The sequence below is a fragment of the Humibacter ginsenosidimutans genome (genome assembly GCF_007859675.1).
Classification (GTDB): domain Bacteria; phylum Actinomycetota; class Actinomycetes; order Actinomycetales; family Microbacteriaceae; genus Humibacter; species Humibacter ginsenosidimutans.
Map to the genome: position 1 here is coordinate 1,635,043 of NZ_CP042305.1, position 22,423 is coordinate 1,657,465.

At 66.9% G+C, this 22,423-nt stretch carries 15 protein-coding genes; 5 read left to right on the plus strand and 10 right to left on the minus strand.

Features of this window, described 5'->3' with window-relative positions:
* Nucleotides 1–77: 77 nt before the first annotated feature.
* The 3 genes from FPZ11_RS07720 to FPZ11_RS07730 are packed head-to-tail and all read right to left on the minus strand — an operon-like array spanning nt 78 to nt 3,771.
* A complete protein-coding gene (locus tag FPZ11_RS07720; RefSeq protein ID WP_146319779.1) occupies nt 78–809 on the minus strand; it encodes an IclR family transcriptional regulator in 732 nt (243 codons plus the stop codon).
* Nucleotides 806–2,479 carry an N-acyl-D-amino-acid deacylase family protein gene (locus FPZ11_RS07725; RefSeq protein ID WP_168203762.1) on the minus strand — a complete coding sequence of 558 codons (1,674 nt, stop codon included), beginning with the start codon at nt 2,477–2,479 and terminating at the stop codon, nt 806–808. The genes FPZ11_RS07720 and FPZ11_RS07725 overlap by 4 nt, the downstream gene beginning before the upstream one ends.
* A gap of 17 nt (nt 2,480–2,496) precedes the next feature.
* Complete coding sequence (locus FPZ11_RS07730) at nt 2,497–3,771, minus strand: type III PLP-dependent enzyme domain-containing protein (protein ID WP_146319783.1); 1,275 nt, start codon at nt 3,769–3,771, stop codon at nt 2,497–2,499.
* 146 nt (nt 3,772–3,917) lie between these two features.
* Between FPZ11_RS07730 and FPZ11_RS07735 the strand changes: the two genes are divergently transcribed.
* Nucleotides 3,918–4,841: a sugar kinase gene (locus FPZ11_RS07735; protein ID WP_146319784.1), complete on the plus strand. Its 924-nt coding sequence runs from the start codon at nt 3,918–3,920 to the stop codon at nt 4,839–4,841.
* A 2-nt stretch (nt 4,842–4,843) separates the two neighbouring features.
* Nucleotides 4,844–5,446, plus strand: coding sequence for a bifunctional 4-hydroxy-2-oxoglutarate aldolase/2-dehydro-3-deoxy-phosphogluconate aldolase (locus tag FPZ11_RS07740; protein WP_146319785.1), 603 nt, complete (start codon nt 4,844–4,846; stop codon nt 5,444–5,446).
* Nucleotides 5,447–5,465: 19 nt separating this feature from the next.
* Here FPZ11_RS07740 and FPZ11_RS07745 read toward each other — a convergent pair whose 3' ends face one another.
* Nucleotides 5,466–7,232 carry an OmpA family protein gene (locus FPZ11_RS07745; protein ID WP_146319787.1) on the minus strand — a complete coding sequence of 589 codons (1,767 nt, stop codon included), beginning with the start codon at nt 7,230–7,232 and terminating at the stop codon, nt 5,466–5,468.
* Nucleotides 7,233–7,526: 294 nt separating this feature from the next.
* On the opposite strand from FPZ11_RS07745, the gene FPZ11_RS07750 reads away from it, so the two are divergent.
* A complete protein-coding gene (locus tag FPZ11_RS07750) occupies nt 7,527–7,874 on the plus strand; it encodes a hypothetical protein (RefSeq protein WP_246846592.1) in 348 nt (115 codons plus the stop codon).
* 2 nt (nt 7,875–7,876) lie between these two features.
* On the opposite strand, the gene FPZ11_RS07755 is transcribed toward FPZ11_RS07750, so the two are convergent.
* A complete protein-coding gene (locus FPZ11_RS07755) occupies nt 7,877–8,248 on the minus strand; it encodes a sulfate permease (protein ID WP_146319789.1) in 372 nt (123 codons plus the stop codon).
* 196 nt (nt 8,249–8,444) lie between these two features.
* Here FPZ11_RS07755 and dprA point away from each other — a divergent pair, with 196 nt between their 5' ends.
* Nucleotides 8,445–9,443 carry a DNA-processing protein DprA gene (gene dprA / locus FPZ11_RS07760; RefSeq protein WP_146319791.1) on the plus strand — a complete coding sequence of 333 codons (999 nt, stop codon included), beginning with the start codon at nt 8,445–8,447 and terminating at the stop codon, nt 9,441–9,443.
* Nucleotides 9,444–9,459: 16 nt separating this feature from the next.
* On the opposite strand, the gene FPZ11_RS07765 is transcribed toward dprA, so the two are convergent.
* From FPZ11_RS07765 to mobF, 4 genes are all read right to left on the minus strand, one after another.
* Complete coding sequence (locus FPZ11_RS07765; RefSeq protein WP_146319793.1) at nt 9,460–10,596, minus strand: response regulator; 1,137 nt, start codon at nt 10,594–10,596, stop codon at nt 9,460–9,462.
* The gene (locus FPZ11_RS07770) at nt 10,596–12,842 is read right to left on the minus strand and encodes a sensor histidine kinase (RefSeq protein WP_146319795.1); all 2,247 of its coding nucleotides are present in this window, start codon (nt 12,840–12,842) and stop codon (nt 10,596–10,598) included. Before FPZ11_RS07770 ends, FPZ11_RS07765 begins: the two co-directional genes overlap by 1 nt.
* A complete protein-coding gene (locus FPZ11_RS07775) occupies nt 12,839–14,578 on the minus strand; it encodes a DNA cytosine methyltransferase (RefSeq protein ID WP_168203763.1) in 1,740 nt (579 codons plus the stop codon). The genes FPZ11_RS07770 and FPZ11_RS07775 overlap by 4 nt, the downstream gene beginning before the upstream one ends.
* 240 nt (nt 14,579–14,818) lie before the next feature.
* Entirely contained in the window at nt 14,819–18,430 is a 3,612-nt protein-coding gene (mobF, locus tag FPZ11_RS07780) for a MobF family relaxase (protein ID WP_146322779.1), read from the minus strand.
* 240 nt (nt 18,431–18,670) lie between these two features.
* Here mobF and FPZ11_RS07785 point away from each other — a divergent pair, with 240 nt between their 5' ends.
* Nucleotides 18,671–19,795: a DNA cytosine methyltransferase gene (locus FPZ11_RS07785; RefSeq protein ID WP_246846593.1), complete on the plus strand. Its 1,125-nt coding sequence runs from the start codon at nt 18,671–18,673 to the stop codon at nt 19,793–19,795.
* A 14-nt stretch (nt 19,796–19,809) separates the two neighbouring features.
* On the opposite strand, the gene FPZ11_RS07790 is transcribed toward FPZ11_RS07785, so the two are convergent.
* Nucleotides 19,810–22,419, minus strand: a complete 2,610-nt coding sequence (locus tag FPZ11_RS07790) for a TrlF family AAA-like ATPase (RefSeq protein ID WP_146319799.1) — start codon at nt 22,417–22,419, stop codon at nt 19,810–19,812.
* Nucleotides 22,420–22,423: the final 4 nt, after the last annotated feature.

The window sequence follows — 22,423 nt, forward strand, 5'->3', positions numbered from 1 at the left end:
TGTCACTCGCGTGTGGTCGGTGGAGACGTTGTGATGTGGGCGGTCGGTCATGGCGGAGCCGGGTGCGGCGGGGCCGGTCAGCCGAGCTCGCGCGCGATCACCGCTGCGCTGCGCGTGAGCAACGGGATGCGCGTCGCCAGCTGATCGAGGTCGTGCACGACCCGCAGCGAGGTCACCGACAGAGCACCGACGACTCCGGCGGGGGTCGTGATCGGCACGGCGATGCAGTTCACGATCTCCTCGAACTCGCCGTCGTCGGCCGCCCAGCCGCGGCGGGCGACGGCATCCAGTTCCGCGTCGAGCATGGCGCGTGAGGTGATGCTGCGGCTCGTGTACGGCGCCCAGGTCACGCCGGCGAGCAGGTCATCCCTGCGCGTCTCGTCGAGTCCGGACAAGATCACCTTGCCCAGCGCGCTGCACTGGGGCCGCACCGGTGATCCGACCCTGGAGTACATGCGCACCCCGCCGGAGTCCTCCACCTTGTCGACATAGACGATCTCCTCGCCGACGAGCGCCGCCAGGTGCACGGTGTCGCCGATCTCGCGCTGCAGCCGCAGCACGGTCGGGTGCGCGGCCTCGCGCAGGTCGATGCGCTCCAACGCCGAGGCGCCCAGCACCGCGAGCCGGAAGCCCGGCGAGTAGGTTCCGTCGTGCCGCCGTCTGGCGAACCCGACCTCTTCGAGCGACTGCAGCTCGCGGAACATCGTCGAGCGGTGCAACTCGAACTCCCCTGCCAGCTGGGCGACGGTCTTCGGTTCGGCCGCGATCGAGTCGAGGATGTCCGCAGCCCGCTTCACACTGTTCGTCACCTCGCAGCCCCCTCGCGGTTCGCCGCGCGCTCGCGCCGCAGCCCTCGACCTGGCAGCGGGCCGCGCGCCGGCTCTCCACCGGCAGCTTCTCCACGGGCCAGTTCCCCACCGGCGAGCACCTGCACGCCGGCCACGAGCACGTCATCGATGCCGACGGCCTCGCGCAGCGGCTCGTCGTAGGTCGCCCGGTCGGCAACGGCATCCGGGTCCACCACGATGACGTCGGCGACGGCGCCGGGCGCGATGCGTCCGCGGTCTCCGAGCCCGAAGCGCGACGCGGGCGAGGCGGAGAGGTGACGCACGGCGTCCGCCCACGACCAGGTGCCGGTCTCGCGCACGTACTCGCGCAGAAAGCGCGGGAACGTGCCGCGAGCCCGCGGGTGCGGGTGCCCGCCGATGAAGATGCCGTCCGAGCCTCCGACGTGCCCGGGATGCGCGAAGATGCGCGCCAGCTCCGACACCGGCCGCGGATTCTGCACCGCCATCACCATGTTCGTGCGCAGCCGGGATGCCCGCATCACGTCGAGCGCGAACGTCACAGCATCCACGCCGGCCCGCTTGCTGCCCTCGTCCAGCGTCAACCCGAGCGCCCACTCGTACTCGGGAGCCGCGACGTGCGCCAGCGTGATCATGCTCGGCCACTGCGGTCCGAGACTCGGGTTGCGCGCCACCTCGGGGAACCAGTCGCGCCGCAGCCGCTCGCGTTCGTCGGGGTCGCTCAGCACGCGCACCACGTCGTCGACGGGCTGCGCCGAGAGCGCGGGCGGCAGCAACGGCATCGCCAGCAGAGAGCAGCCGCGAATGTAGGGATAGGCGTCGAAGCTGGCGTCGTGCCCCTCCGCGGCGAGCGCGTCGAGGGCGCCGAGCACGATGTCGGCGTCAGCGTGCAGGTGGGACACGTGCACGGGCAACGCGCGGCCGGTCGCGTCGTGCGCGAGTTGCGCGATACGTCCGATCTCCTCGGTTCCCGCGCGGGAGTTCGCCTCGTAGCCGCCGCGCATGTGGCTCACGTAGACGCCGCCTGCGAGGGCGACGGGCACGCAGAGCGCTGCGATCTCCCGTGTCGACTGGAACTGGCCCGGCACGTAGTCGAGTCCGGTCGACAGCCCCAGCGCTCCCTCGGCGAGGCCCTGCTGCACGAGCTCGACCATGGCCGCCAGCTCGGTCGCGTCCGCCTCGCCGGAGGAGCGCCCGCACACCGTGAAGCGCACCGTGCCGGCAGGCACCAGGTAGCCGACGTTGACACGCGTCGTCCCGTCGACGGAGGCCAGATAGTCGGCCACCGTGCTGCCCGCGTTCGCGGGGCGGCCGCCGTTGATCGCCGCGAAGTACTCCGCAGCGTAACCGCCGTCACCGGGCACGTACGAGACGCCGTCCTGCCCGGTGATCACCGTGGTCACGCCCTGGCGAAGCAGCGCGAGCTGCACATCGTCGTCGGCGACGAGGCCGTCGGCGTGCGAGTGAGCGTCGATGAATCCGGGCAGCACGAGACGGCCCGTGCAGTCGATCACCCGGTCGCCGTCCCGCGGCTCGACGCCGCCGACCTCGGTGATGACGCCGTGCTCGATCGCGACGTCGGCGCTGACCAGACCTTGCTCCCCGAGCGACCGCAGCGAGTTCTGCTCAGTCGAGACCACCCTGCCGCCGCGCAGCACGATGCGCCCGCTCATCTCCTCCACCGCGCCCATCAGAAGTAGGTGCGCACCAGGTCGATGACGAGGTCGGACTCTGCGGAGGCCACGACGGGCAGCACCCGCCACTTGTCGAACGCCGTGCACGGGTGCGAAAGCCCGAGCGTCACGACCACACCGATGGGGGCGGCGCCGGCGGCGGCATCCTCGTCAGCCAGCCGAAGATAGCTGTGCTGGTCGTTCATGGCCGAGATCTCGGCACCGGTCAGCGACGTCCATTCCTCACCCAGGTCGGCAGCGACCCCACGTGGAATCGGCAGCCCCTCGTCGAACGGAAAGTCGCGTTTGCCGCCGTCGAGCAGGGCGAGCCCCGGCTCGGGATGCGACACCACACGGGCGATGCCGCGCATCGCGGGCACGAAGCGCGGGGCATCCTCGCCCGCGCGCGCCTCGTCGAACGGCGAGATCGTGCGGTAGAAGCCGTCGTCGTGCACGATGTACGCTCCGGAGCGCAGCACGAAATGCGTGTCGTCGTCAACGGAGCCGGCGCCCGCGTCGGCGTACACGTCGGCCACGATGTCGAAGTACGCGCTGCCACCGGCCGTCACGTACGTCTCCCCTTCTCCGTACAGCGAGCGGATGCCCTCGTGCAGCTCGACCTGCCGCTCCAGGTACTCCCGCACCGCGGTCAGCCCGGCCTCCGAACGATCGTGCGCAAGCGACCCCTCATATCCGGCGACACCCGCGAGCCGCAGCACCGTGGATGCCGCCACCCGCTCCGCCACGCCCGTCGCCTCCGCGACCGTGCGTGCGCCGGTGCGCCCGCCCGGCGCTCCGAGCTCCACGAGCACGTCCACGCGCCTGGGCGCCTGCGCCGCGACGAGCGCCCGCTCCATCGCGTCGACCGTCGCGATCGAGTCGACCCAGCACACGAACCGCAACCCGGGGTCCACGAGCTCCCCGGCGAGGTAGCGCAGCGAACGCTCGTCGACGGCGGAATTCGCCAGCATGATCGAGTCGAACCCGAAGCCGCGGGCCGTGCGCACCTGGCCCATCGTCGCCAGCGTGATGCCCAGGCATCCGGCGTCGAGCTGCCGCTGCCACAGGGCGGGCGCCATGGTCGTCTTGCCGTGCGGCATGAGCTCGAGGCCGCGCTCGCTGCACCACGTGCCCATGGTGGCGAGGTTGTGTCGCATGGCGGCGTCGTCGAGCACGACCAGCGGTGTCCAGAACTCCGACAACCGCGGCCCGGTGGCGAGGAACTCGTCCACCGTCATGCCGACGGCGCGCTGCGGAATGCCCTTGTCATTCGTGTCGAGCCGTGCGGGCATCGCCGCTCCTTTCACGCCGTGAAAACCTGGTGCCGAGGTGCCCCGGCATCTGCGCCCGACGGTGAGTCCGCACACACCAGAAGAAACCTGTGCAGATATTACAACGCATGTTGCAGCAAGCGCACGCCGCGGCCCAGACTGTGGACATGACATCCACCGCGACTCCCGGGCCGCACCCGCGTCTGATCACCCTCGGCGAGACGATGGTGCTCATCACGCCGGCGCGCGCGGAGTCGCTCGCGGTGGCCGACGACCTCAGGCTGCACGTGGGCGGCGCGGAGTCGAACGTGGCCACGCACGCCGCGGCGCTCGGGGTGCCGAGCGCCTGGGTGGGTGCGGTCGGCGACGACGTTCTCGGCGAGCGCGTGCGGAGCGTCATCGCGCGTCGCGGCGTGGACGTCCAGTGGGTAACGTCGGTGCCCGGCGCACCGACCGGCGTCTACTTCAAAGACCCGGGCAACGGCGTGCTCTACTACCGACGCGGTTCCGCGGCCTCCCGCATGACAGCGGAGTCGGTGGCGCACGTGCCGTTCGAGAGTGCCGACGTCGTGCACGTCTCCGGCATCACGCCGGCCTTGTCCGCAAGCTGCGCGGCGCTGACGGATGCCCTCATCACCCGGGTCGGGGCATCCACCGCCCTGCTCAGCTTCGACGTCAACCACCGCGTGCCGCTCTGGGGGCCGGGGATCGCTGCGCCCGCACTGCTCGCCCTCGCCCGTCGCGCCGATCTCGTGTTCGTCGGCCTCGACGAGGCCGGGTCGCTGTGGGGATGCGCCACCGCCGACGAGGTGCGCACCCTGCTTCCCGACCTGTCGCGTCTCGTCGTCAAAGACGGCGCCGTGGGGGCCACGGAGTTCGACGGCACGGCGACGACCGACGTCACGACGTTCGTTCCCGCCATCCCCACCGACGTGGTCGAGCCCATCGGAGCGGGCGACGCGTTCGCCGCCGGCTACCTCGCCGCACTGCTGGCCGACGCCGACGCCGAGGCTCGGCTGCGCGCCGGTCACGAGCGGGCGCACCCCGTTCTGCTGTCGACCAGCGACTTCGTCACCGAAAGGACCCCGTGACCATGACCGACAACTCCGCCTTCGACGACCTCTTCGCTGGTGCGCCGCTCATGGCCATTCTGCGCGGCCTCGGCGCCGAGCGCAGCCTGACGGTGGCGACGGCGGCCTGGGATCTCGGCATCGAGATCGTCGAGCTGCCCGTGCAGACTCCGACGGATGTCGAGGCGCTGCGCGTCGTCGCCGACGCGGGCCGCGAGCGAGGACTTCACGTGGGAGCCGGCACCGTCGTGGCACCCGAGCACGTGCGCCAGGCGAAGGATGCCGGTGCCGCCTTCACGGTCTCCCCCGGCTTCGACGCCGACATCGTGCGGGCATCCCACGCCGCCGGCATGCCGTCGCTGCCCGGCGTCGCCACACCCACCGAGGTGCAGCTCGCGCTGGGCGAGGGCCTCACCTGGCTCAAGGCGTTCCCCGCTTCGCTGCTCGGCACCGGCTGGTTCGGCGCCATCCGAGGACCGTTCCCGCAGGCGAAGTTCGTCGCCACCGGCGGCATGGATGCCTCCACCGCTTCCGCCTTCCTGGCCGCCGGCGTGCGCGTGGTCGCCGTCGGCTCCGCGCTGGAGGATCCTGAGCAGCTGCCCGCCCTCGCTGCGCTGCTGCGCTGACGCGCAACGGCCGCTCAGGTCACCCCTTGTCGCGCGTCACCGGCACGTCCTTCACGGTGCCGAACCCGGGCAGCGTGATCGACACCTTCGTGACGGACGTGGGCAGCGGCGGCACGACGGCGTAGAGCACCTCGCCCGTCCCGTCGACCTCCTGCGGCAGCTTGCTGCACGCACAGCCGAGGTCCTCGCCGTTGCCCTGTGCTGGGTAATACGTGTACGGACGGTAGGTCGTCTTCGTCGCCGTGTCGACGACGCCGAGCAGCCGGGTGTCCATCAGCGGCGCATGGGCGAGCTGGAACGAGGCGGCGTCCACCCGCGCGCCCGACGCGCTCTTCAGCCGCCAGATCACGACGGTCGAGGCGGCCGACGCTCGCACGGCGAGCACCTGCTCGATCACGGCGGAGTCGACGCCTGGCCCCGTGATCGTGCCGGTGGCCGAGCCGAGCACGGGCAGGGCCTTCCGAGTGCCCAGGATCTCGGCGGCGGCATCCTTCGCCGACAGCTGCTGAACCGACGCGCCGGCCGACGGGGTGACCCCAGCACTGGCCGAGGGCGATGGCGACGTGCACGCACAGAGCGCGAGCGCCGCGGCGGCCGCGATCACGGCGAGCACCGGCATCCGGGTACGGCGGCGTCCTTCGGGATGCGTCCCGTTGCCCGTCATCACTGCCCCGCCTTCGTGAACGTCACGGTGACGCGCCGGTTGAGCGCACGTCCCGCGTCGGTGCCGTTGTCGGCCACCGGTTCCTGCTCCCCCCTTGCCGGATGCCTGGAACGTGACGCCCCGCCTGGTCACGAGCTTCGTCAGCGCCGCCTGCACGGCCTGCGCGCGTTGTTCGGAGAGCACCTGGTTGTCGGCGTCGTCGCCGATGCTGTCGGTGTAGCCGACGATGGTGACGACGCCGGTGCCGGCCTTCGAGATCTTCGCGGCGGCATCCTCGAGCACGCCATTGGCCGCGGGAGTCAGCGTGGCTTTGCCGAAGTCGAAGAGCACGCTCGAGTTGAGCGCGATCGACGTCGTCGTGGGAGTGCTGCTCGTCGCGGCCTGCGGCTTGGCGGTGTTCGCCGCCATCGGCAGGATCGAGAGGCTCTTGTCGGTCGCAGCGATGGCGGACTTGGACGGCAGGGCGGGCCATCCGCCGCCGAGCTCGATGTTCCCGGACGCCTTCGTCGTCGGACGCGGCAGCGTGTCGGTGATCGGGATGCCGGGAAGCACGACGCCGAACCCGAACACGACGGTCGCCGTCTTCATCCTCGCCGGCAGCTCGGGCAGCACGGCGTACCCGACCAGGGGCTTCGCCGGTCCGGACAGGCCGCCGATGTCCGCGGTCTTGCTGCACAGGCAATGCTCGTCTGCCGAGGTCAGCGGCTGGTAGTACTTCATGCCTTGCGGGTCGATGATGCCCACCGACCACGCGTCGAACGCGTTGTACGGCGACACGAGATCGAGCGGCGGCATGTTGCTCGCGACGGAATCGGCGCGGCCGCCAAGGCTGTAGAACACGGCCGTGCCGCCGGGAATGCGCACCACGGCGTTGATGGCGCCGTGGATCACACCCTCGCTCGGATCCTGGTGCGGGTGATACGTGAAGACCGCGGCCACCGGCACCTTGTGGGTCACACCGTGCGTCGTCGCGGCGTGCAACGTGGTGTGCCTGGATGCCTCGCCCATTGCCGGCGCCGCATCCTCCGGTGCGAGCGCCAGGAGCGCGCCGACCGCGAGCGTGACGAGGGCGACGAGTGCGCGCACCGAGCGCCCGTGCCGTGGTCGATCCCGCCGAGTCATGCATTTCACGCTACGAAGGCGTCGCCACCTCCGGAATGGGGAGCACTCCCCATGCGGGGTTCACAAGTCACGAGTCCTGCACGCGAATGAATCGCCACGCCGCCGGCGTTTCGTCGACCGAATCATGGCGATGATTCTCACTGGATGGTGGACCTCCGTAGAGAGTTTGAGAACCCCTGCCCACACCTGAAAACCTTGTCTTTGCGCAGGTCACGGGGCTTCTACGACCACGACCAGCGCTCCTCTGGGCCTACTGTTTCCGACTCCAGGGGGCGAGTGGTGCGATCACTTAGGATGGCTCAAACCCTCCTTCGCCCGGAGCAAGTCGACGATCTGGTGGCGCAGTACCGCGAGGGCGCAACGCTCGTGGAGCTGGCATCCGTGTTCGGCGTGAACCGCCGCACGGTCGCCACCCACCTCACCCGGCGGGAGGTAACGATCCGCCGTGGACGGTTCGATCCCTCCCGCATCCACGAAGCAGCCGACCTCTACCTCAGCGGGTTGACGCTGGTAGAGGTCGGCGTGAAGGTTGGGGCGGGGCCTCAGGCTGTCCGGCGAGCGCTCGCTTCGCACGGCGTCGTGATCCGGCCTGGCGGACGCTCTGGTTCTCGCATCACGGCACCCACAGCCGTGGGCGGTTGACCCTAGACACGAAGGGCTGGCTCACGCAGGCTCGCCTCGACGCGCGAGTCGTGGCGCTGGTGACGGCGGACCGCAGCTTCGCGCAGGCGCGCACGGATGAGCAGAGCGACGCTCACGGGTCCCATGATGATGAACTTGAGCGCGTTCCAGCATGCCCATAGCACGATGAGGTGGAGCCAGCCTGGGCCGCCGTCGGCTGCCGAGCCAGAGCAGATGCTGGCGACCAGGAAGTACGGAAGCGCGACCAGCATCGCGGGTATCCCCCACTTGAGTCCGCGGCGGGTGCGGATGGCAGCGAGCAGCCGGTTGCTTGGCATGTAGCAGTGCAGGTAGTCGCGAGTGCGAACGCTGAGCGTCCAGATAACGCGGAACATGACAGGCCTCTCGTCACACGTGTTACTCCGTCGAGGAGGCAGAACGTGTGTGAGTGCCCGAAGGCCGTCCCGGAGGACCCGCAATATGAGGAGAACCTGCCTCACCATCCACTGTACGCCGGGGTCAGCGTTCATGGAACCCTTCGGCTCCCGCGTCGCCGCGCGCACCTCTCTGTATGAGTGAGAGGACCCGACGATGACGAACCTGAGCGACGTAGTCCAGGACGAGCGCACGGCGCGGATGGCGCTGTCGATGCTCGTCGAACCGGACGATACCGTGACTGGCCGGCTGCTGGGCGAGCTGGGGGCACTTGAGCTGTTTCGGCTTGCCGGGCGTGACGACGTGGTGCCGGGCCTCAGTACCGTTGACGCTCACGTGTGGCGTTCCCAGTTCCAGCGCTCAGATACTCGGACACTTGAGCAGAACATTGCTGCAGCCGAGCGCGCCGGTATCGGCACGCTGATCCCCGGCGACAAGGAATGGCCATCTGCGCTCGACGATCTTGGCGACCGGCGCCCCTACGTCCTCTGGACTCGCGGCGCGACATCGTTCCTCGCACGACCGCTCACCGATCTCGTCACGGTCACCGGCGCGAGGGCCGCCACTTCCTACGGCGAGCATGTGGCGGCGGAGCTGGCGTCCGACCTCGCCAACGCTGAGCGGATAGTCGTGGCCGGCGGCGCGTACGGCATCGAAGGAGCCGCCCACCGAGCGGCCCTTGCATCCGGCGGCGACACGATCGCGGTCATGGCGAACGGCGTTGATCGTCCCTACCCGATGGGTCACCGTGAACTGCTTGAGCGAGTCGCCGACCTCGGGCTCATGGTCACCGAGGTTCCGCCAGGTGCGGTGCCGACGCGCCATCGCTTCATTGCACGGGCGCGGCTGATGGCCGCACTCTCCGCGACCACCGTCGTGGTTGAAGCCGGTGCTCGATCCGGTTCAATGGCCGTCGCCCGGCGCGCACACGAACTCGGCCGCACCGTCGGAGCTGTCCCTGGTCCGGTAACGTCCGCGACGAGCGCCGGGCCTCACCAACTCCTGCGCGACGGTGCTTCATTGGTCGCGGAGGCCTCGGACCTGGTTCCTCCATGCGGACGTGAGGGGACTGAAGCGAGCCAAACGCCAACGGCATCCCGCACATCGAGGCGTTCTTCAGCGGACACGGAGTCCACGAGAGCACACGCAATGTAGCTCTGCCCGCAAGCCGCTAGCTCGACGCTCTGGTTGTCGCGTCCTCAACGTCGGCGAAGAGCCGCTTCTGGATCAGTTCGCTGTCGATGTCAGGGACTCCGATACGTCCCCGATAGTGACTATGCTGCACTAGGAGAGACTCGGCAAACGGGCTGCTGAGCGATGCCACGGGACCGTACTCCGTGAGTCGCGCGACCGGCACGGCCCGGACATCTTCGAAGTCGATCACCAAGTCTGGAATCTCCCTGAATCTGGGAAGGTAGTGGAACTGCCCACGGGTCGACGTGAGCACGTCTTGACGCAAGCTGTTCCACTCGCCTTTGCCTCGGTTGTGGGCGGCCTTCCCCTTGTTCTTCTCTGCCAGGTATTCGTCTCTCCAGGCGACGTACTTTGCGTGCGCTTCAAGTGGGGACGCTTGCGCGAGGAGTACAAGACCGACTTTGTGTTGAGCGAAGTCACATGCCGGGGTCAGAACAACCCACCAGGTCTCATCGGATGCTCGCAGGATGTCACCCGGCGCTCTGCGATCAGAGGCCGGCGGATAGACGTACCTGAAGCTCGGGCGTCCGGTGAGCGACCGTTCGCGATCGTCGTCGATGACTCGCGCGAGCCTGCTGAGCAAGACCGGAGCGATGCTGGCCCCGTCCGCGTCCTGGGTGTACTCGGTCCAGTTCGGAGCCAACTCGCTCCACATGTGATCTGTAAGCACTGATGCAACGTGTTGCTCGATGCTGCCTATGGTCGCCATCGCGCCGCTATCTACCGCTGCCTGGATCGCAGCAGGGAGCTTTTCAGTGTCTTCCTTGGTAACGACGGTGACGAGTGGCGGCATCTCCTCATGCGACACCTTCTCTGGCAGGGCTGTCCAGAAGATGATCGGCGCGAACCTCGCCTTCTTGATTTCAAGGTACCCAGCGTGCCCGGCTGTGTCGTCTTCTGGCGTGTTAGCCGTGGCGTCGCGTCGCACGTCGAGCACTACCACGTCGCTCTCGCCCTTGCGCACCCGCTTGAACCCTTCATCGAAGTCGGTGGCAACCTGGACCTGAACCTCAATGTCTTCGCTGTCTTCGAACGCGTCGGCAATCTCTCGCTGAGCATCCGCCGCAAGCACCGCCTGGTCCTCGATGATGAGCACCCGCACCGTCTGTCTCACTACACCCGCCTCCTGAAGGTGGCCTCGAATGTCGCGCCGTCAAGCGCACCCTCATCGACCAGCGTGAGTTCTCCCGCATAGATGTCTTCTACAAGGTTGCCAACGATGCTCAGCCCGAGCCCCACGCCATCAGGCTTGCTGGAGAAATATGGATCGAAGATGTAATCGCGGCTCTCAGAGGGGACGCCTGGCCCGGAATCGCTGACGACCAGGGTTAGCGACTCATCCTCGTTTGTCCGGGCACCGACGAGCACCTTCCGCTCAATCCCCTGGGGTTGGGTAGCGGTCCAGTAGATCGCGTTCTGGATCAAGTTCACGAGGACTGTCAGGAGTTCTGCCTCGTCAATCTTGACCGCAATGTCTGTGCCGCCGCCAACGAGCTGCACGTTACGATCGTCGGCTTCCTGCTGAAGTATCGAGATAGCGCGGTCGATTACCTCGCTGACGCTGATCTGCTTGGGACGGCCTCGCTTCCGCCCACCGAAGGGCTCGATCTGCTTGAACAGCGAGGAGAGGAGTTCGGCCTGCTCGGCGGTGTCAGTCATTGATCCGAGCGCGATGCTGACCTTGTCGCTGTTGTTCACGCTTGGCTTGTTGAGGTCGCGGGTTCCGAAGCGCGCGATGTTCTTGAGTCGGGTGACGACGGTGCGCCCATCGTGGAGCACTCGGTCGATGAGCGCGCCGAGGGTGGCGAGGCGTGAGTACCGGGACAGTACGTTCTGGACCTGTGTTACGCCTTCCTGGATGTCGCGATTTTTCTCGTCGATGAGGCCGTGCAGCCGCTTGTCGCCCGGGTAGCTCTGCTTCAGTGCAGTGCTGATCTCACCGAGGTCGAACCGTTCGAACAGACCACCCTTACGTTCTGGCTGCTCCTTCTTCGGGTGTCGAGCGCCGTAGCGGCGTTGTTCGAGTTGGTTGAGTGCCGCCCGCACCAGGTACTGAAGATCGGCGTAGGCGGCCCCGGCGAGGATGCCCTCGCGGTTGGACTGGTCTTTGAGGCTCTCGTTTGTGTCAGCACCGATGAAGACGTGACCGATGATCTGGTTATTCGACAGCCTCAGCGTCGGGCTCTGCACGCGTCGCAGGTCGAGTCCGAGCCAATCGTCTCCAGTCTCACCGAACGGGAGTACGCGGAACCCGTCGCGGTAGATGCTGACGCCCGCAACCTCGTCCATCGTGTCTCGGAAGCCCTTGAGGTCGCTGGCGCTCGGTGCAGTGTTCTCGGGGTTGGCTGCTTGTAGTGATCTCTGGAGTGCCGTCTTGTCGCGATCCCAGACGCTGATCTCGAACTCGAAGGGGCCGGCCTGAGGTGGGCGGTCTTCGAGGTTCCAGAGTTGCATCACTCCGATGTCTTGGGTCTCCGGCGGGTCCTGCTGCTCGTAGTGCAGCGTGGCCGATCCATTGACATCGATCGAACCGCTCAGTCGGTAGTGGGGGGTTCGTAGGTCTGCCGACGGCTCGATCGGACCAGCGAGATCCTCCAGCGTGTCGTCCACATCCGTGAGCTCAAGCACAATCTGGAAGTCCGGCTCGGTGGATGCGTCCTTGGCCGATCCAGCGCCTGAACCCTGCGGACGCGGGCGGATAAGGCGGGTGAGGGCCGTGCGAAGCTCAAGAAGGTCGTCGCGAGTCCACTCTCGGGAGAGCCTGTCGACTTGGAGAACAGTGCCTCGTTCTTGATGCCACCCGTCAGCGTCGAGCTCGCTGAAGGCCGCCGCAGCGGCACCGTTTGCCGCGAAGACATCCGGGGCCCCGACCTCCCAGGCGACCTCGATCTCGTCCAGGTAGGCATCCTCCCGGTCGAAGTCTGTCCAGTCGATGAGGAGCTTGACCTCGTCAGCATCCTGCTTCCTCGTGGTAAGGAGCATCTCCTCGCCAAGGCGCGCGGTAGCAAGGCGCCCGATACCCTTCTCGCCGAGAACACGCCTCCCGCCGTCGCTGCGTGGGTTCCTTCGTTTGGTGTCGGTGGCAATGTCGAGCCAAGAACTTTGGAGCGTGGCAGCGTCCATGCCATGTCCATCATCCCAAACTTCGATGCCTCCCTCGCCCGCCTTCAGAGGGCCACGAAACCGGATCAGGACGACACCTGCGTCGGCGTCGTAGGAGTTCTTCACCAGTTCGATGAGCGCAACCTTGTCGCTGCTGATGAGGTCGCTGCCGAGTGTCCTGAGAAGCCGCGCTTTGGGGCGTAGCGCGCCGCGTCCTGCTAGCTCCGCCCCGGGGTCTTGGTTCGCACCGCGTGTCATGAGGCACTCTCCTCGGGAGCCGCATCCCGCACCGAAACGACGTTGGACGCAATGCGCGCCCGCGCTTCAGCAACAGTGATGCCGCGGATGGCACACATTCTCAGTGACGCCTCATCCCCACTTGAGACTAGCTGAGCCAACGCGACCTTGATGTCGGTGCGCAGGCCAGTGTGATCGTCAGGAAGGTCCATGAGGAGCGCGACGACCTTGCTCACGTGGCCGTTGACTACGAGTTCGTCAGAGCCCTGGAGCAGGGAGTAGAGACGACCCTGGGCTTCGCCTAGCGCCGACTCGACATGCTCGGGCCAGTCCTTGTTGTCCTCGTCGCGGAGGCACTCGCGGAGTGCTCGCATGGTCCGCTTGCGGGTAGCGCTGAGCGTATGGACATCGATGTGCTGGAGCAGGTCGAGTGATAGTTCCTCCGCGCCCCGCAGTGGCGTCATGAGAGTCTCAGCAGCGGCGGTGGGCATGCGGTGAACGTCGAGCAGCGATGCGACGGCAGCAGCAGCCTGAGTCATATCGGGGCCGGGATAGCACCACCACTTCACGGCGCGTTGCTCTTTCGCCCACTGAACCAGTAGCTCGCGCATCGCTGGGAGTCGGGGGGCTTCAGTGCGCGGCAAGTCCAACGGGAGGATCGCCTCGGCGACGTACTTGCCCAGGCTTGGTGGAACGGCGTTGCCGATCTGCCGGAACGCATCACTGCGGGTTCCGGCGAAGCGGAAGTCGTCTGCGAACGTCTGGATGCGTGCGGCTTCGCGGACGGTGAGCGTGCGATGCTCGGCGGGATGGATGTACCAGTAACCGTCCTTGGCAATGTGGGCCGTGATTGTTCTACTCAAGTCGTCCCAGTCAAGGCGCTTGTACTTGTCGTTGAACGTGTCTGAACGGTAGCGGCGGAGCCGTTCAGGAAGGTCCGAATACAGCGTTGATGAGGTCATGAGCTCAAAGGCTTCGCGATCGTCGTCGCGAACGGGGCGAGTCATGTGGTCGTGGATGACGTCGCTCTGCCCGTCCCCTCGCAGTGCCTTGGCCAGCGCGCTGGAGGGCTCTCCCGTGTAGCGCAGCTCACGTGCTCCCGTAGTGTCGTTCAGCGTTGGCAGGTCGGCGATGGCGTCGCGAACAGTGGGACGGGTCGTCGCTGGTTCTGGCCAGACCGGGAGCGCTCCGTCGTTGCGTGCCTGGAGGATGAAGCGCTTGCGGTGTTGGGGCACCCCGTAGCGCCACGCATCGAGGAGTCGATAGTCGACGATATAGCCGGCCTCTTCGAGGAGCATGGCGATCTCGCGAATGACGGTCAGGTCGTCGCCGATTGCCATATCCGGGACGTTCTCCATGAGCACCGCCCGAGGCGCGACCGCGAGAACAACGTCGATGAAGGATCGCCAGAGCTCCTTTCTGGCGTCCTCCTCCTCACGGACTCCCTCGTTGATGAGGCTTCGTATCTTCGCGCGGCCCGCCCGGCTGAATGGCTGGCAGGGTGGCCCTCCCGCGACAAGATCAATCCCAAGCGGCTGGAGCCTCTCGATGAGAGCCGCCACTTGGTCTTGGTCGGACATGTCCACATCGAGGGCAAGCCCGCGGAAGTTGGATTGGTGCGTCTCTAGGGCCGCGCGGTCATGATCCACGGCAGCGACAACGGTCCAGCCTGCGGCTTCTACACCGGCACCGAGCCCTCCTGCGCCGGAGAAGAGGTCGACGGCGAGCGGACGCCCCTGTGGCCTTCTCCCGCGCACACCACTCTTCGAAGGACTCTTCTTCGGGTGCTTCCGGGTGTCTCGGGAGTGTAAGCGGCGCCGAGCGCTCAAGTTTCACTGCGTACGTTGCCAAGCCTCAGCGCTCCTTCCCGTCTAGACGCTCACCTCCAGGAGAACACAGTTGACGTTCTCGCAGCGTGCAGGCTCGCCGAACCGACACGTCACCTCACTCCATCCTAGCGATGCGGTCGGTTCCGCGTCGGAACATCCCGCAGAGGTTCACAGCGAGACGCCGGGCACCTGTTTGCCAGGCGTTCGCCCTGTCGGCCGCGGCTCCCCTGTTGGCTCCAAGGCTCGTACCTGTTCAAGCGCCGCTCGTGCCCGCGCAGCGTCGATCTTCTGTGCGGCCGACTCGGGCGAGGCGCTGAGGGCCGTCTCGTCGGTGATGCGGTAGCGGTCTCGGTAGGCGGCGACTACGCGGGCGGCCTTGCGCCAGGTCGTGGCTCGTCGTCGGTCGGTGGGCGTCGTTCCAAGTGTCTTCGTCCACGGTGCACCCTCGGCAAGTGCGGCTTCGAGTGCGGCGTCGGCGCGTGCCTCGATCAGTGCCTCTCGCTCGTCGAGGGCTGCTCGCATCTCGGCGTCGATAACGCCGTGTGTCTGTGGGATGAGGCCGGCGATGAGGTGCGGTGGCTTGCGTGTCCTGCCTGAGCCTGCGGGACGGGTGGTCGCCCGCTCGACGCGGTAGTGGAGTACGGCGGCGATGTCGTCGGCGTCGCCGAATCCGCGCGCGGCGACGAGGCGCGGCAGGAGGGCATCGACGTTGTGGTGGTTGGCTTCAGCACGGCGGAGTTCAGCCGCGAGCGGCCCGAACGCGTCGGACTCGATGGCGCTCTCGGCCTGTTCCTCGGAGAGTCCGGAGCCCCGAACGAGAGTGGCCCAGCGGTCGTGTTGGGCCGCCGCGGCGATGGTCTCGTACTCGGCGGCGAGCTGAGCGATAGAGCCCCACCGCTCCTGCTCGGCGACGATGGTCTCGTGCGCCGAGAGTTCGGCCCCACTGTGCTGCAGCACTCCGCAGAGCACGCTTCGCGCGGTGGCATGCGGGTCGTCGCCGGGGTGTGGCTGCGCATGGTCGTCGGCACGGTCGAGAGTCACGTAGGCGTGGTTCGAGTGCCGCCCTCGGGTCATCGCGACGTAGAAGGTCTCTCTCGTCGAGGTCGGTTCGACCAGGACGTGCGCGGTGTCCGTCGTGATGCCTTGCGCGCGGTATGCGGTGACTGCGTAGCCGAGATCGACATGCTCGGCCACGTACGAAGCTGGGAGGACGATGCTGCCGCCGAACCTGCGCCCACGCCTGCGGGCCGTGATGGTTCCGTCGTCGCGGACGGTGGTGCCGGTCCCGTAGTCGCGTGCGATGGTGATGGTCCCGTCGTCGCCGACTGCGGTGACGGTCCAGATGTCGCCGTTGCGCACCCAGTCCCGCCCGGCCAGTGTGCGGAGGTCGCGGTTGTTCTGTCGCGTGATGATGGTGTCCCCGACGCCTGCGGCGGTGCCGTCGCGCAGCTCGACCTCGCGGTCGGGGTTCAGCGTCTTGTTGAGGATCAGATCGGCGCGGGCGCGACCGTTCAGCACGGTCACGTCTTGATGGGTCTCGGCGATCAACACAGACATCAGTCCCGCGTCGCGGTCGGTGCGCCAGGCGTTGTAGGCGGCATCGGTCATGGCCTCGCCGTCGCCCTCCGCTATGCGCTCGTGGGCGAGGTACGTGTCGATGGCGTGAGTGCGTCCGTGGCGTAGTTCGAGCGAGGCGGTCTTCTCCCAGGCGTGGGTGAAGCGGTGAACGTCGACCAGTTCGGGGGTATCGGACCTGCCTCTGGCGATCATCGCGAACGCACCGCCGGCGTCCACGGATTGCAGTTGCGCGCAGTCGCCGACCAGCAGCACCTTCGCGCCCGCTTCCTGGGCGAGATGGGTGATGCGGTCCAGTGACAGGGTGCCGGCCAGGGAGGCTTCGTCGATGATGACGAGCTGTCCCGCCTCGAAGGTGGTGCCGTGGATGAGGTGGTTCTGCCACCACTTCGCGGTGTTCTCGGTCTCGATTCCGAGATCGTCGGCGAGGACTTGTGCGGCGACCGCTGACGGCGCGAGCCCGCTGACGGAGCCGGGGCCGTGCTCGTGTTCCCATGCGCGGCGGAGCGAGTTCATGGCGGTTGTCTTGCCTGCCCCGGCGGGACCGACGAGTACGTCGAGAGTCCGTCCTGACACCGCGATGCGGGTCAAGGCGTCGGCTTGGTCGTCACCGAGCATCCGACCGCCCGCGTCGGGACTGCGCGTGATCTTCTCGACCGTTGCGAGCGGCACCGTCGGACCGGCCAAGTTCGCCGCTCGTTCGAGGAGTCTGTCCTCGGCCGCGAGCTGGGACTCGGAGGTGAACACGGTCGCGCTCTTCGGACGGAACACCGAAGTGCCGTCGGGGCGACGAAACACGACGGGTGAGGCGGCGAGTTCAGGTGGCGTCAGACGGAGCGAGACGAGTTCTGCGGCGTCGGCGACCATCGCGACGATGGCTTCCCGATCCTGCATGGTGGCGAACCGCCAGCCCATCGTCTGCCGGGAGGCCTCGGCCATGAGATTCCAACGCCGCCAGGTCGAGCGCTTCTCACCGACCACCTCGACGACCGAACGTCCCAGCTCGCCGATCACGTCGAGCGGCACGTCGTCAGCCCGCAGGAGCAGCGCCTTGTTGTTGTCAGTGACTTCGCGTGCCCACGTCGTCGCGTCCCGGCCGAGGGTCGTCGTTGCGCGGGTCCGCCACTCGGCAGTGAGTTCAGCCAAGGATCGGACCTGCTTCTCGGGCCGGGTCGCGAGTGTGGCTTGGGCTCGAAGTTTCATGATGGCTGCTGGTGTCGGGCGTCGTCCGTGCGCGGCGACGTACTCGGCGATGAGGCGGTCGGTCTCGGCGTCGATGTGACGGGCGCGGGTAGAGAACTCGGCGACTAGTTCTTCGGGCACTCCGGTGATCGCCCATGCCGGGTTGTGGTCGCGGCCCATCTCTCGGGCCTCCCACGAGACGCCGAAAGTGCGCGTCATGTGGTCGGCGAACACCGCTTCGTGTAGCTCGGAGAGGGCGACGACGGCGGCGTGCATCGGTCGGCCGTCGAGCGAACGCCACTTGCCGTCGAGGACGGTCTTGGCCTTGTTGCTGATGACCACGTGCGTGTGGAGGTGGGGGTCACCGGCGCGGGAGTCGAAGTGATCGAACGCGGTCGCGACAAGCCCGGTGACATCGACCTGCGCAACCGCGCCGTCCCCGGCGGTTGCACCCGTGCGGGTGGCTGCAACCTCGCGCTCCATGAACGCAACCACCTCCGCAACAGCTCGATGATGCGCTTCTGCGATGAGTGCTTGGACCCCGGCGTCGGCGACTGCCCACAACACTGACGCGGACTTCGGGATCGAGAAGGTGAAGTCGAAACCCGCCACCGCACGCCGTGTGCTCCGGGCAGATTCCTCGGCGACGATCTGCGCGACGGCCTCGCCCTTGGCGCCGGGGGTCATCGTCGGTTCGAGGTCGGCGATCCGCGCCTCGATCCGCTCGTCCTGGCTCTTGTACGCCGGGAAGCCCAGGCCGAGCTTGTCGCCAGTGATCGGATCACAGCCAGCGCCCATCAGGAGTTGGAGCTGGTGTTCTGATACTCGGTCGCCCACCTGAATCTCGCTCTTGCCGAGAGCTGCTACGCCCGCGCCGAGCCAGCGGCCAGGCGGTGTGCCTTCTTCCATGTAGTAGCGAGTGAGCGGGGTTGAGAGTGGCCTGTCGCCGTCGGCGGCCGCGACCGTCTTGAGCAGGTACTTGTAGCCATCGCCCGCCGACATCACGCGCATCGAAACCGTCATGCTCACCTCCGCTCCTGCCGAGCAGGTGAGCACCCGCACCCGGTGACTTCTGCTGCGGTAATGCCCGACTCAACCTCGACCTGCAAGAGGCGTGTGACCTCGGAGGTCGGTCGGAGCTGAGGCCGGAGATGGAGGGCCTCGGGCGGCGGCAAGCGGGGGCTCGGTTGACCAGCGGACGCGTGTCGGAGTCGTGCACCTGACAGGTGACCAGCTCGGCACCAGCTTCGCGATGAGGCACGGATGCCGGGGACGACCGTCACCGGAGCGGACTTCATGCACGACCTCGACGCCAGCGGCGAACCACGACTCAGGATCGGATCGCTCTTCAGCGGCTACGGCGGACTCGACCTCGCCGTCGAGCACGTCTTCAACGCCAAGACCGTGTGGTTCTCCGAACTCAACGAGCCCGTCGCTCGCGTCTTCTCCCGCCACTGGCCCGAGGCTCCGAACCTTGGCGACATCACGGCCATCAACTGGAGCCAGGTCGAGCCCGTGGACATCCTCATCGGCGGCTTTCCCTGCCAAGACGTATCCACCGTCGGCAAGCGCTCCGGCCTCGCGCCCGGCACGCGCTCGGGGCTCTGGGCACACATGGCCGCAGCCATCGATGCACTCCAGCCCGAATGGGTCGTCATCGAGAACGTCCGCGGACTGCTGTCCTCACCCGCGACGCGGCCACCCACGGAAGGAGACGACCATGACCGGAGCAACCCCGGCGATGCAACCCCAGACGATGCAACCCTTCGCGGCGTGGAACGCGACCCGTGGCATCTGGGAGACAACGCAACTCGACCTCTACGGGCTCTCGGCGCCGTTCTCGGCGATCTGGCCGACCTGCGGCTGGATGCACGATGGATCGGCCTACCGGCTTCCCTTGTCGGCGCTCCTCACCAACGCTTCCGCATCTTCGCCCTCGCCCGGCGCACTGTTCCGCACCCCACTGGCGACGGACTCATCGCGCGGCGGAGAGACGCTCGACCAGGTGCGAGCGAGACGAGGGACGATCGCGCTGTCGCACCAGATCATCGACTTCGCGCTCCACGGACCGGCTGGCTCACCGAGCAGGAGAGCCGAATCGGAGACCCTGTGGTCCCTGATCGACGGACTGTTCAGCGCTGGGGACGCTACGCCGGCGCCATCACCCGCTGGGAACACATCACCGGACCGTCAGCACCCGCGCCGGCTCTCCTGAACGACGCCGACGGTCCCCGCCCAGCACCCGCGTTCGTGGAGTGGCTCATGGGCTTGCCTACCGAATGGGTCACCGGCGCCGATGACCTGACGCAGAACCAGCAGATCACCGCGCTCGGCAACGGGGTGCTGCCGCTCCACGCCGCTGCCGCCGTCACCGCACTTCTGCTATGAGCACCGAACGATCGTCAGAACCCGTACAGGTGCTGCCTTGCGTTGAACGCTGCAGGCCCACCTTCAAGGATCGACTCAGCGAGGGCACGGATGAGCGCGTCGTCAAGCGACCCGATGCCGCCATCCGCCGGCTTGCCATTACGACCGCTGCCTTCCAATGCGACGATCAGCTCAGCATCGCCGAGCACAGGCACGTTGGCATTGTGAGTGCTTGCGATGATCTGGCGCTTACCCTTGAGCTCGCGGAGATTCTTGACAACGCCGTCGTAGACGAAGCGGTTGTCTAGGTCATCCTCCGGCTGGTCGATGACGAGTGGCGCTCGCGACGCCCCGAGGAGAAGCAACAACAGTGCAGTGGCCCGTTGCCCCTTCGACAGGTCGTCCATTTTCTTGAACTCGCGAGTCCCTGTTCCTGCCCCGATGTCGAGCTGAACCTCTACAGCGTTTCCGACCGAAAGCTCTTCGAACTGGCGCAAGAGGGACTCGCCGGCATCGACCAGTCCGCGGGCTTGTGCGCCCCGGACGGAGAACTTGTCCGCAAGCTCGGCCTGACCCTTGCGAGCAGCCTCAACGAATGCCCGCGTCGAGAAGCCATCGCTGTCGATGGCAGCCATGATCTGCGTCCGCTGCCCGCTGATCGCGCTTTCGATGAGCGACTTGATGTGTCGGCGGTCCCGAGCCGCGATCGGCTTGACGATGACGACACCGCCTGTTGCCGCGTTCGCAGTTCGGATCGCATCGTGCAGAGCTTCCACCCGTTTGTTCTCGTGCTCGGTGAGTTCTTGGAGGAGCGTCTTGCGGGCAGCGACCAGTTCCTTGATGTTGGCGTCGATGCTGGTCAGCCGCGGCTCCTTGGCCTTGAGGTCTTCAAGTGCCTTCGTTGTCGCTAGATACTTGTCGGGCTCAAGGCCATCCTCGACGAGCTTGCGCAGGACCTGTGCATGGTCTTCACGCTGCTCACGGACAGCGTTCGTCCAATCAGTCGCGGCTGAGGCTACTGCGGTCTCCGCAGCCGTGATCGCCGCCTGGGCCTGTGTAGCGAGTGACTTCAGAGTGTCCGCAAGCATCGTCGTCGCAGTGCGCACGAGGCGGAGAGTGTCGGCTTGTGGCGATTCATCGAGCCCGTCATAGGTCGCACCGAGCTTCGCCGCCAGCTGCGTGTCGGTCAGACCCGTCAGGGTCGACTTGGCGTCCGCAACGCGGGATCGCCCTTCAGAGAACACCGCCTCGTCCTGGTTCAGCCGGGTGACCTCACTGAGCCGAGTGGGTACGTCAGTCTCCTTGAAGTGGCGAACCTGCTCTTCCAGGCGCGGGATGTCGGTTAGTTCGTCTTCGAGTTCGACCTTGTCCTTCTCAGCGCGCGTGAGCTTGTCGCGGTTCTCTTTCAGCCTTGCCAGCGTCGCCTTGTGATCGGCCGTCAGGTCTCCATTGCCCTGAAAGCGGTGGAGCATGCTGGCGACTTTCTCGCTGTCGCTCGCCAACTCCGCCAGCTCATGCTGACCGAAAATCTCAACGTCTCCGATCACGTCAGCAGACTGAAGGCTCGTGACAGTACCGCTGGCATCCTTAACGACCGGAGTGTTGTTGACAGATCGTTCGATGGTGAACGTCTGAACCCTCGGCGAGGTGGCCTCGACAGTGAGTTTCACGACAGTGCCTGCGCGAAGCACACTGCTGACGATCGCCTCGTGGTCGGCCTTCGCTGAGGCCCCGATTGGCGCCAGACCGAGGACGTAGCGAAGGCTCTCGATGGCGGTGGACTTTCCCGTTCCGCGTCCACCGATCAACGCGGTCAGGTCCGGCGAGAGCGGGATCGTGACGCCGTCCAGGAAGCCGCCAACCCAGGAAATTTCCTTCAGAAGAGGACGCGTCTCCTCCTTGGGGTCAGCGAGAGTGATCCGAGTCTCGGGGGTGCGGACCGCAATCTTGAGGCTCTCGACGGTCAGCGCGCTCACCTTGAACCACGTTGAGCCACCCTCCGAATCCAAGACGTCTGGGTGGGAGATGTCATCGGCATGGATGACTGCGAGCGGGTGCTTTCGGTCGAACGGCTTACGACGTTCGATAATGGCTTCCTGCTCCTGCGCAGCAGCCACGCTTGGCGTGATCCCCAGGGCATGGAGCCTTGGATGGTTGATCAGCTTGGCGAGCGGATTGCCCTGGCGACCCGTCAGCATCCCACTGTTCGCCACGTTAGCGTGCGCCGGAATGACCAGAGCACCGCGATCCGACATCTTCTCCAAGATGTCCTCGAAAGGTTGCCCGACAGTGCCGTTGTTGCACCCTGGGGTGACCCCGCACGCACCAACGGCCGCGTTCACATCGGCAGCAGCGGTGCCGGCCTCGAAGATGACGAGGACGTGAAACCCTTCAGCTGTATTGGCCTCGAATCCAGGCAAAGCAACGACGCCACGCGCCGTCGCGTCCTGGATGAGTCCACTCGCCGTGTCGATGGCCCAGTGATCGGTGACGGCGATGAGCTCGATGCCAAGCTCGTCGCACTTGTCGAGAAGCGCCTTGTTGTAGTCCGCCTCCGAGGCGAACCTCGTTGAGGGTGAGTTACGCCCTTCGTACGCGTACGGGTTGACCTGCAGAGCGGCGCGAACCCAACGAGCGCCGGCCATCAGA